Below are 11,379 nucleotides of genomic sequence, written 5' to 3' on the forward strand. Positions count from 1 at the left end.
GACAGGGTTGATATAAACGTGAGCTCAGAATGATCAATGCCAAATAGCCAGTAGCGCCACATTCGAATTGCATCATGCGTTTCGCTTTTCGTTGCGAGCCGGTAACGCTGACGTGACAGATCATGAATGCGGTTCAGTAACCGAATTTTGTAAACTCAAGCGTGCAGTTATAAGCGCACTTTTGCATGTGATTCCAAATTACATGCAAAGACTGGCCAATAAAAAAATCCCTATTACGCTTACCCTTTTCAAACCGCGCCAACGAATGCATGGCAAAAAACGGTGTTGTTTTTCGTTTTTCAAAAATGGGAAGGTGTTTCCCGTCGCGGCTTCTAGAACGGGCGTTTCGAAACATAGCCAGTGTTTTCTTTGCGCAAACGAAACAGAATCGCACGAAATTTCACAGCGACATTGCATTAATGATTCACCTGTTTTTGGAAAACGATAAGCAATATGGGCCACCTCCATCAATATCTGCTCAGGGAGAGCGAACATGACTGAAACGACCCAATATCACATCTTCGGCATTGCGACACCGGCTGATGGGTGTCTATTCGTCGACTATATCCCTCATGAATTGACGGATCATGAGCAAAGCTTATTGCATCATATCCATCAACACCCTGATCGCGTCCTGCAGAACTGGGAAGCGGCCGCCTCTCCAAGGCCCGCCGATGTATTCGAGATCGAGTGCGTGAATGATGAAGAAACCGCCCGTGAAGCCGTGGAGTTCTGGCGAGCGTATTTCAAATACCTTGGCGGTTCGATTATTGAAGTTGGACACATCCATCCTCCCGTCGAATAACCGCTGTGATGCCACTGTAAATGAATAATTAAACACTGGAACGAAGAGTAACCAATTACTGGGTATATGGACTTCCAGCCCATAGCGCGTGAAGCGATATCGTAGCCATTCAAGTGAATGCAAAGACGCTTGAGGCTGGTTTGGACTCACGGGTGATTGCGGTGGCGCATCCTGGATGTACCACCCACCGCCGAGCATGTTCGGTGCCTACGTCGCCACTTTTTCAGACCCTGGGAGCGGCGTAGCCAAGATCAGCCGAGAGGCGAACGGGATCGAGGCATGCCACCGGGTCGGAACGCGCACGCCGGGAAAGCAATGCGTGGCCCTCTCCGCCCGTGTCGTCAAGCCCACAAGCCAGACAGCCCCCGTGCTGCTCGATCAGGCTCCTCCGTGCACCTCGCGACTATCCGCAGGCGCCTCCGTTCGATCTTCCAGGCCATAGTCGCGCCGGGCCTGGGCGATGCAGAGGCGGTAGTCGGCGAAGAGCCGAATCCGGCCCAGGCGCTGGGCGCTTCGGTGGCGTTCCAGAGCACGCCACTGGGCGACGGCCTGTTCCATCGCGCCAGAAGGACAGTGAGAGCAGCTTGCCCGGCTCCGCCAGGCTTTCGAACCGCTCGATGGAAAGAAAGCCGTCGATGCCCTGCAGCAACGGCTTCAGGTCGGCGGCGAGGTCCAGGTAGTGCCGACGGTGGCCCGGATGGGGCCAGGCCTCGAAGATCATGGCGATCATGGATGTGCGCGTCCCAGGAAGGCGGGCATGCGGCCGTTCAGGGAGGGCCGGTAACACCAGCGGCCGACCAGGAGCGCGGCGATGTCCAGGTCTGGAATCAGGCGAGTAAGTACCGCCCGGGCGATGGCGAGCGCCAGGGTCTGCCCGGGACACCGGTGGCGGTCTGCGCCGAAGCCGAATCCCTGCCGATCGGGCCGGTCGAGGAGAAAGCGGTCCGGCGACGCGTTGAGGGCCGGGTCGCGGTTCGCCGAGGCCAGCAGCACCAGGACCGTGGCGCCCTCCGGCAGGTGAACGCCCTGGAACGCCAGGGGCGTCGCGAGGAAGCGCCGGGTGTTCTGCACCGGCGGATCGAAGCGCAGCACCTCGGCGATCAAGGCATCGACGTGCTCGGGTTCACCGGCGATTTCCGCCTGGAGGCCGGGCTCCCTGGCCAGGGCCACCACTGCATTGCCGATGAGCCCCGCGGTGGCCTCGCAGGTCTGGGCCAGCAGGCCAATGAGGTTCGCGAGAACGCCCTCCTCGTCCAGAACGTCTTCCGCGTCACGGTGAAGCCGGCGCAACAATGGAGAGCGGCCCGCGTCGTCGCCCAGGCGTGCGCCCATGAGCCGCTGCAAGTTCCCGGCCGCTTCTTCCGCAGCTCGCAACTGCCCTGCGTCGCTGCGGGGCGACAGGCAGGCGACGAAGGTGCGGGTCAGGGTGGCCAGGGGGGACCCCTGACTCGCCTCGAAGCCCAGCAGGCGCCCCATTGCCGCCACCGGAAACTCGAACATCCAGCGCTCTATCGCCTCAGCGGAGGCCGGCAGGGGCAGTCCCGCCAGGAAATCGTCGGCCCACGCCTCCACCAAGTAAGCCGGGTCCCAGGCCAGGGCCGGCTGGAATACCCGTCGCGGGCAGCGATGGGGCGGACCGTCATTCATCCGCATCAACCGGCCGAAGAGCCGCGCGGTCAGGCCATTCCCGAGAGCCGCGGGGACCGGCTGGTCTACCGGACGAACCCGGCATGCCGGATGGGACAGCACGAGGGAAACGGCCTCGGCGCTGCTGGCCGCCCAGACGCCGGCCTCCGGGTGCTCGGTCAGCCCGCCACGGGCGCGCAGGGATGCGTAGTAGGGATAGGGATCCGCATGGGTCGCGGCGTCGAGGATATCCATGGCACAGCCTCAGGGTCGATGGAGGCTGCTACTATCCCGGTTGGTTTCCCGCAACGATTCGATGGGTGACGAAATATGGAAACGCTTCCGTTCGACGACTCGGTGTCCCGCGTGGCGGCGGCCATCGCAGAGCCGGCCCGGACCCGGATGCTCTGCGCGCTGATGGACGGACATGCCCGCACCAGCACCGAGCTGGCTGCCCTGGCGGAGGTCAGCGCTTCCACCGCCAGCGCCCATCTCGCCCGGCTCCGGGACGCAGGACTGGTGCACCTTCACGTACAGGGGCGGCATCGCTACTACCGACTGGCCGGGCGCCCGGTAGCCCAGGCCCTGGAGGCGCTGATGGTGATCGGCCAGCAACCCGCGCCCCGTTTCCAGCCCTCCACGCCTGGCCGCCTGCAGTATGCGCGGACCTGCTACGACCACATGGCGGGCACCCTGGCCGTTGCGCTGCACGACCATTTCCTGGCGCACGGCTGGCTGCTAGCCGCGGAAGACACTGCCGACTACCGGCTCAGCGAGGCCGGCGAACGCGCCTTCGGGCGTCTCGGCCTGCCCCTCGACGCGCTGCGGGCCCGCCGGCGGCGCTTCGCCTGCCCCTGCCTGGACTGGAGCGCTCGCCGCCCGCACCTGGCGGGCGCGCTAGGGGCGGCACTGCTGGACATGGCGCTGAAACACGGCTGGCTCACCCAGGACCTGGATAGCCGCGCGCTGGCCCTGAGGCCCGCCGGACGAAAAGCCCTCGGCCAGCGGTTCGGCGTGGCGCTGCCGGCACCCCCGCCGTTGCCTTCCATGGGCAGTCAGCCAGCGGCGAGACGGTCCGCGCGACCGGAGAAGCAGCCCCGCCCGAGCGATCCGGACCCAGGCCAGGCATCCTCCTGACGGCACTAGGCGGATGCCCTGGGTTTCTTGGGGGCGGCTCGACGGCTATCCTGCGACATCCGGGACCTCCCCCCTCCTCTCACCCTCGCGACCGGTAACGATCCACCATGCCTTTCCAGATCAGGGCCGCCGTGCCCGACGATGTCCCCGCCATTTTCGAAGTGCGGACCTCGGTCCGCGAAAACCTGCTCACCCGCGACGACATGCAAGCCATGGGCATTACCGAAGACGCCGTCTCGGCGATGATCCAGGACGCCCCATGCGCCTGGGTGGCGACGGAGGGCAGCGAGACCGTGGGCTTCTCCATGATCATCCCGGACGAAAGCTGCCTCTTCGCGGCATTCATCCTGCCCCGGCATGAGAACAAGGGGCTGGGCAGGCAGCTCGTGCAGGTCGCGGAAGCAGCGCTGTTCGCAGACCATGCCGTTGCCTGGCTGGAGACCGGAAGGAACACCCGGGCCGCCGGGTTCTACCGGCACCTGGGGTGGGGCCACGAGCAGGACCTGGGCAACGGTGACATCCGCCTGGAGAAATGGCGCGTCGGCTAGGCATCGCAGGCCGGCAGGAACGTGTCCGGGCGATTGCGTGCGGCCCGTTGGCGAAGCGCCTGCTCAGGTTTTGTACGAAAAGTGCCTGCGCATCGGTGATGCTTCGTTAAAAATGGGTTCGGAATGCTCATTTACAGCGCGTAAACTCCGCTTCTCTCCCATTTTTTCCTCGCCTGACCTTCGCTCGACGACTTTTCGTACAGAACCTAGCGAATGCACAATCGTCGTGATTCCGCTCAACCGCTGCGGTGAAAGCGCCCGCAAGGGCTCGCTCAATCACAGCCGGCCACCAAGCAGTCCCGGGCCGTTTTCAGGGAAACGCTCGACGAGCGCCCTTCATCACGCGAAGCACTGACAGCCTGAGGAATCGGCGTGCAGGGGCGCGCCTGCACACCCGGCTACAGTGCCAGGGCGCCGCGCCGAGCCGTTTTCATGCGCTGGCAGCCCTAGAGGTTGGTGCACTGCCCGGTGGTGCCGCTGCGCCAGGACTTGCCACCGCTGTTCTTGCAATTGTGGGCATCGCGGTTATTCAGCACCTTGCCGCTGCAGTCACGGGCGCTGTAGCACATGTCCTTGGCTTTCTCGGCAGCCGGCTGGCTGGGGTTGGGCTCGCCGATATCCAGGGTTGGCGGCTTGTCGGAGGTGGTGGCCGGGATGTCCGGCGGGACGGTGGTGTCGACGTCCGTTCCGCTGGCCGCGTGGGCGCCGGCCGATAGCGACAGCAGTAAGGCGAATGCGTAGTTCAGGTGGTTCATGACGTGGCCTCCTTGGGTCGTCCCATCAGGTTCTCGTTCCCGCATGCAACGGACCCGCCGCGCCGAGAGGCGGCGGGTCCGTTCAGCCTAGCGTGGCTCGGCGCCCCGCGCGTCGGCCAGGCGTCGTCCGAGCAGCGTGCTGATGGCGTCGGCGGCAGTCACCACGATGCCGTGCCCGCCGGGCAGGGTCTGCAGCTCACCGCCCGGCCGGCCCAGGGCCTGCCAGCCTTCCACTTGGGCGCGGGATACCCCCTTGTCCTGCTCGCCCAGCACCACGCTGATGGGAACGTCCAGCGGCTCACGGGGACGGTAGCGGTAGTCCGCGCTGAGGCGGGAGTCCGCCCGCAGGGTCGCCAGGGTGATGGCCAGCAGTTCGCGCTCGCCCAGCACTTCCGTGGGCAGCGCGTCGTAGTCCCGCAGCAGACGGGTCAGGGTGTCGTCGGCCATGGCGTGGAACGGCGGGTAGCTCAGAGACGGCGCCGGGGCGCGGCTGCTGACCACCATCAGGTGGGCCGGCAGCACGCCGTAGGCCTGGCCCAGGCGACTCGCCACCTCGTAGGCCAGCACCCCGCCCAGACTGGCCCCGACCAGGGCGAAGGGCCGATCCAACAGGGGCCGCATGGCATCGACGATGAGTCCCACCATGCGCTCGAACCCGGTCACGAAGGGTTCGTCCTGGCGGTTCTGTCGCCCGGGGTACTGGATCGCCACCAGCTCCACGTCGTCCGGCAGGTGCGCACGCCAGGCCCCGTAGGTGCCGGCGTTGCCGCCGGCGGGCGGGAAGGCGAACAGCCGCAGGCGCGGTTCGGCCGGACCCTGGCGTTGCAGCCAGAGGGCCCGCGCCGCATCCGACAGGCGCAGGCCGGTGCGCTCCAGCGGCGCCTCCTGGCAGCGACGGGCCACGTCCAGGGCGGTCGGGTTGTCCGCCAGCAGGTCCAGGCCCAACCGCCGCCCGGTGGCCTGGCGCAGCTCGGCGATCACCCGCACCGCCAGCAGGGAATGGCCACCGGCGTCGACAAAGCGCTCCGTTTCCAGGACCGGCCGTTCCAGGGCGCGACCGAAAGCGTCCAGCACACAACCTAGCCAGGGCAGGTGCTCCGCGGCGCCGGACAGGCCCAGCCGCGGCTCGTCGAAGCGCCAGACCAGGAGCTCGTCCAGGCTCTGCCGGTAGGTGCGGGCGAAGGCCGCCGCACGGCCCTCGTCGAAGCGCCGGGCATCGTACTGGAAGCCCAGCCGAAGCCGGTCGCCGGCCACCTCGAAATCCACCGTCAGGGGTATGTCCACGTCCACCACCACCTGTTCCAGCACCCCGTCGGCGACGGCCAGGCGATCACCCGCCGCTGGCTGGTCGTCCTGGTGGAAGTCGACGAAGGTGAACAGGCTGTCGAAGGCCGCCCCGGGGCTGCGCCGGCGAATGGCTGCCAGGGGATGGCGGCGGTGCTCCAGCATGCGCCCCTCGAAGTCGAAGCCCTGGCGGGCGATTTCCACCAGTCCCCTGCCCTCGCCCACCTGCAGGCGGCAGGGCACGGTGTTGAGGAACAACCCCAGGATGCGGTCGGCACCGGGTTCCTCGGGGCGGCCATGGGTGACGAAACCGGTGACCACCTCTTCCGAGCCGCTGAGCCGGCCCACTGCGCGCCCATGAACCGCCAGCAGCAAGGCCCGCAGCGGCAGGCCGGTGCGCTCGCCCAGGACCCGCAATCGCGGCAGGGCATCCGCCGGCACTTCCACCGAGCGCGCCGCCCTCCGGCGCTCGCCGACCATGGCCGCCGACGTGGTTGGCAAGGGCGTCGCGCGGGCGCCTGCCAGGTAGTCGAGCCAGAACAGCGCGGACGCGGCATCGTCCTCGGCCTGCCGTTCCAGGGCCACGTAGTCGCCGTAATTAACCTCGCCCAGCGGCGCCAGCTCGGGGGCCTGGCCGCCCAGGCGCGCGGCGTAGGCGTCGACCCACTCGTTCACCAGCTGCTGCAGGCTCCAGCCATCCAGGGCACTGTGGTGCTCGGCCACCGAGAGGGCGAAGCGCTGATCCGCCAGCCGGAGCGCGGCCAGCCGCACCAGGGGCGGATGCTTCCAGTCGAAGGCGCGCCGGTGCTCCGCCTCCATGAACTGCCGCAACCGGACCGCCTGGCTCGTGGCATCCAGGCCCGACAGGTCGTGGACCTCTACCTCGGCCGACACCCGGTCGGCGGCCATCACCAGTTGCAGCGGCTCGCTGTAGCCATCCAGGTCGTAGCGGGTGCGCAGGATCGGGTGCCGCGCCACCAGGTCCGCCCAGGCGGCCTGCAAGGCCTGGGGATCGAAGCGCCCGTGTATCCGGTGCAGCACCACGTTATGCAGCAGGCGCGGATCGTGGGCCGCCTCGGTCTGCAGGACCATGCCCAGCTGCAGCCGGCTCATGGGGTAGGCGTCGTCCAGCCCATCCGGCAGCAGCTTGCGGTCGCAGGCGGCCACCTGGCCGAACCGGGCCGGGCGTGCCTGGGCGGCCGGTTTCGACGGTCCTGCGCCGTCCGCCTGGCGGCCGCCCAGCAACAGCGCCAGTTCGCGGATGCTGGGATGACCGAACACGTCCCGCAGGGTGAAGCCCAGGCCGGCCTCCCGCGCCATCACCTGCATCTGGATCAGGCGGATCGAGTCCCCGCCGATCTGGAAGAAGTTGTCCGTCACCCCCACCAATGGACGCTTGAGCACGTCCTGCCAGATGGTCACCAGGGCCGATTCCACGGGGTTCGCCGCCGCCTCCACAGGCCGTTGCCGGTCATCCCGGGCCTGCTGGCCGAGCAGTGCGCGACGGTCCAGCTTGCCCTCGGCGGTGAGCGGCAGGCCATCCACCACGGTGAGTCGTGCCGGCACCATGTAGGCCGGCAGGCGCGCCTCGAGGAACCCGTGCAGCGCGGCATGCAACGCCTCCGGGGTCTGCGGGTCGACCGGCGCCGGACGGGCGGGCTCGGCCTGCCAGTCGATGCGGCGCGACAGGGTCTCGGCATAGCCCGGGCGCACGGCATAGCAGTTGTAGCGGTCGGTGCCTTCCAGCAGGGCATCCTGGCGAATGGTCACCTCGAAGCCATGCCGGCCCAGCAGGGCCTGCAGCTCCTCCACCCGGCCAGCGGTGGCGCCGTCCCGCTTGTCGTGGACCTCCATGACGATCTGCTGGATACCGGCGAAGGCTTCCTCGTCCAGGCCCCGCAGCACGTCCATCTCCGCCCGCTGCACGTCGATCTTCAGCAGGTCGATCCGCGCCAGGCCCTGCTCGCGGATCACCTGGTCGAGGCGCCGCAGGTGGCAGCGGTGCGGTTCCGCCCGCAGGCGGTCATCGAGGATCTCGTCGATGTTGTCCAGCAGCGCGTGGGCGTCGCCCTCCCCCTGGTTGCTGAGGTAGCGGCGGATCACGTCGCGCTCGCCGCTGGCATCGGCATAGCCGGTCTGGCCGGAGAACGTGGAATAGCCCGGGTAATAGGTGAAGGTCTCGTCCCGCTCCCGGTCCGACAGGCCGATGCCGCACACCTTCACCTGGGGTGCGTAGCGTTCCAGGTTGCGCTGCAGGCGGCGGCGGATCGGTTCCAACGGTTCGAAAGCGACGATCCGCGCCGCGGGTGCGCGGGCGGCGATATACAGGGAGAACAGCCCGATGTTGGCGCCCACGTCCAGCACCACGGCGTCCGGCGGCAGCACGATGCCGTCGCGGCTGTACACCTCGTCCACGAAGATCTCGTTGAACACGTAGTCGGTTTCGGTGAGGTTGAGGCCGGCCACCCGGTGGCCGCTGGGCAGGTCCACCTCCAGCCAATCGGCTTCGGCGTAATGGCGCCGGGGCACGACGAACGCAGCGATGCGCCGGTCCTCGTCGGCGCTCCCCGGCTGGTCATCGGTGATTACCGCCGCCTCGCGGACCGCCGGATGCTCCAGCAGCACGCTGCGGATCTCGCCCAGTTCGATGCGGTAGCCGTTGACCTTGACCTGCTCGTCGGCCCGGCCGAGGAACGCCAGGCTGCCGTCCGCCTGCCAGCGGCCCAGGTCGCCGGAGCGGTAGAAGCGTCCACCGCCGGGCCAGGGCTCGTCGAGGAAGCGCGCCGCGGTAAGGGCCGGATCGCCCACGTAGCCACGGGCCACCCCGGCGCCGCCGATCCACAGCTCGCCCACGGCGCCCTGGGTCTTCGGGCGCCCCGCGGGGTCGACCACCTGCACCGTGACGTTGGGCAGCGGATGCCCGAGGGTCGGGGCGCGGTGCTCACGAACCCGGGCGACCGTGGCGTTCACCGTGGTCTCGGTGGGGCCATAGAGGTTGAAGACCTGGCAGCGGACCCATCGCCGGGCCACCTGCCAGGTGGCGTCGTCGAACCGCTCGCCGCCCACCAGGATCCGCCCTGGCAGCGCCGGGTGGGCATCGTCCAGGCCAGCCTGGACCAGCAGGCGGAACAGCGACGGCGTGCAGTCCAGGACGTCGATACGCCGGGCCTGGAGGAAATCCAGCATCCGCGCGGGGTCGGTGCGCACCTCGGCGGGCACCGGGCAGAGGGTGTGGCCGGCCAGCAGCTGAAGGATCTGCTTGATGGAGGAATCGAAGGAGAACGGCGCGTTGACCGTCACCCGCAGGCCTCCCTCCGCCGGAGCGGCATAAATGGTCTGACGCAACGCCCGCGCCAGGTTCAGCGCGCTGCCGTGCTCCACCAGCACGCCCTTGGGCTGGCCGGTGCTGCCGGACGTGAAGATCAGGTAGGCCGCGTCGTCCGCCTGCAAGGTCGGCAACGGATGTGGAATCGTTTCCGGCAGCGCGCCCAGCGCCAGCACGCGCGCGCCGAACAGCGGCTCCAGGCGCATGCGGTGAGCCTCGTCGGTCACCGCGAAGGCGATGCCGGCGGCGTCGCGCATGCGCTCGATGCGGGCCGGCGGGAAATCGCCATTGAGGGGCGTGTAGACCGCACCGGCGCGCATGACGCCCAGCAGCGCCACCAGGGCATCGGCGGTTCGTCCGGTGAGCACCGCCACCGGCTGGCCACGCTGGACGCCCGCGGCCAGCAGCGCCGTGGCGAGGTGGTCGCTGCGCCCGCGCAACTCGTCGAAGTCCAGCACACCGCGCTCGTCCACCACCGCTGGCGCGCTGCCCTGGCGTGCCACCACCTGCAGAAAGGCGTCCACCAGCGACGCCGGAAGCGGATCGTCGAAGCGCGGACCCTGCCATGCCTGCAGGTGCTGCCATTCCTCCGGGCTCACCAGCGGCAGGTGGTTCACCGGCGCATCGGGCTGCTGGGCGATTCGCTCCAGGGCGTGCAGCCAGGCGTCCAGCAGGCGTTCGGCAGCCTCGGCGTCCCAGGGCCGGGGCAGGCTGAGCCAGGCGCTGCGGCCTTCGCCGTCCGGCAGCAGGGTCAGCGTCAGCGTGTCCGCAGCCGGATCCTCGTGCAGCCGCACCTGACGGAACGGTTTGCCTACTGGTTCACCAGTGGGTTCGCCAACCGGCTCGCCCGCGACCCATGCGAAACCCAGGGTCGCCGAGGCCGTCCCCAGGCCGGCGTCGAACGGGTCCAGCAGCACCGCGGCTTCTTCCTGGGCCAGGATCGCGGCCTCCAGGGCCTTCACCTGCTCGCGCACGGAGCCTTCCACGAACCGTTCCACCAGCAGAGGGCACGGGGCGGCGAACGGACCGATCAACGCAGCGAACTCATCGAATACCCGACCCGCCACCAGGCGATCCACGCTTACCGGGGCGCGCTCGTCCTCGGCGAATTGCCCGGCCACCTGGGTCCAGGCCAGCAGTGCGCAGGCCTCCGGCAGGCCGATGGCGGCCAGGGTGTCCAGCACCGCCGCTGACAGGGTCCGCTGGGCCCGCACGGGCCCCTGCTGGCTCGCTTCCGGCAAGGTCAGAGGGCTCGGCGCCGACTCGCCGGCAGGGTTGCGCCAATAGTGACGCGCAGCTTCGCCCGCCTCGCCTTCCAGGGCCTCGTTGGCCCATTCGGAGAAGTGCTGGAACAGCAGGGGCTCTTCACCCTCGGCGGGCGCGGGAGCGGCCTCCGCCAGCAGGCGACGCAGGGCGATCAGCAGGCTGGCGGGGTCGGCGACGAAGGGCGGCGCGGCCAGCAGCAGGGTCTCCACGGCGCCGTCCTCGCGACCCAGCAGGCGCGCCGCCAGCACCGGCTCCCTTTCTCGACCGAGGGGCTGGGCAGCCAGGCGGGCGGCCTCGTCGGTCAGCAGGGCTGGCAGGTCGTGGCCGGCCCTGTGGGCGCACTCCAGCATCGAGTCGACGTCGCGCCCGTCCAGCACCTGCACCGGCAGGCTCATGCCGGGCATCGCCCGGTAAGCCACGCGCAGGTGCGGCTCGCTCCGGCACAGCTGCCGCAGCCCGTCGATCAGGGCGTCCACGCCCTGGGGCGCCGACAGCGGCGCCACCAGCACGGTGTTGCGCGGGTGCTCTCCGTAGCGGCGCCAAGCCAACGTCTGCAAGGGGGAAAGCGGGAAGCCTTCCAGCGGCTCGGTGTACGAAGTGTCGTGCGGATTCATGGCATTCCCTCGCGCAATC

At 68.5% G+C, this 11,379-nt stretch carries 6 protein-coding genes and 1 pseudogene; 3 read left to right on the forward strand and 4 right to left on the reverse strand.

Annotation, left to right across the window (positions count from 1 at the left end):
• Window positions 1–493 precede the first annotated feature (493 nt).
• Entirely contained in the window at window positions 494–805 is a 312-nt protein-coding gene (locus FM069_RS01560; protein WP_143486431.1) for a hypothetical protein, read from the forward strand.
• Window positions 806–1,183: 378 nt separating this feature from the next.
• Here the strand turns inward: FM069_RS01560 and FM069_RS01565 are convergent.
• Window positions 1,184–1,535, reverse strand: a pseudogene (locus FM069_RS01565) (antibiotic biosynthesis monooxygenase family protein).
• Window positions 1,532–2,686, reverse strand: a complete 1,155-nt coding sequence (locus FM069_RS01570; RefSeq protein WP_143486433.1) for a cytochrome P450 — start codon at window positions 2,684–2,686, stop codon at window positions 1,532–1,534. The pseudogene FM069_RS01565 and the gene FM069_RS01570 overlap by 4 nt, the downstream one beginning before the upstream one ends.
• Before the next feature lie 75 nt (window positions 2,687–2,761).
• Between FM069_RS01570 and FM069_RS01575 the strand changes: the two genes are divergently transcribed.
• Window positions 2,762–3,568 carry an ArsR/SmtB family transcription factor gene (locus FM069_RS01575; RefSeq protein ID WP_143486435.1) on the forward strand — a complete coding sequence of 269 codons (807 nt, stop codon included), beginning with the start codon at window positions 2,762–2,764 and terminating at the stop codon, window positions 3,566–3,568.
• A 107-nt stretch (window positions 3,569–3,675) separates the two neighbouring features.
• A complete protein-coding gene (locus FM069_RS01580) occupies window positions 3,676–4,116 on the forward strand; it encodes a GNAT family N-acetyltransferase (protein WP_143486437.1) in 441 nt (146 codons plus the stop codon).
• Window positions 4,117–4,562: 446 nt separating this feature from the next.
• On the opposite strand, the gene FM069_RS01585 is transcribed toward FM069_RS01580, so the two are convergent.
• Together FM069_RS01585 and FM069_RS01590 are read right to left on the reverse strand one after the other, a co-directional pair.
• The gene (locus FM069_RS01585) at window positions 4,563–4,871 is read right to left on the reverse strand and encodes a hypothetical protein (RefSeq protein ID WP_143486439.1); all 309 of its coding nucleotides are present in this window, start codon (window positions 4,869–4,871) and stop codon (window positions 4,563–4,565) included.
• Between the two features lie 87 nt (window positions 4,872–4,958).
• Entirely contained in the window at window positions 4,959–11,360 is a 6,402-nt protein-coding gene (locus tag FM069_RS01590; protein WP_143486441.1) for a non-ribosomal peptide synthetase, read from the reverse strand.
• Window positions 11,361–11,379 lie beyond the last annotated feature (19 nt).

The sequence above is a fragment of the Pseudomonas mangiferae genome, from assembly GCF_007109405.1.
In the GTDB taxonomy this organism is placed as follows: Bacteria; Pseudomonadota; Gammaproteobacteria; order Pseudomonadales; family Pseudomonadaceae; genus Pseudomonas_T; species Pseudomonas_T mangiferae.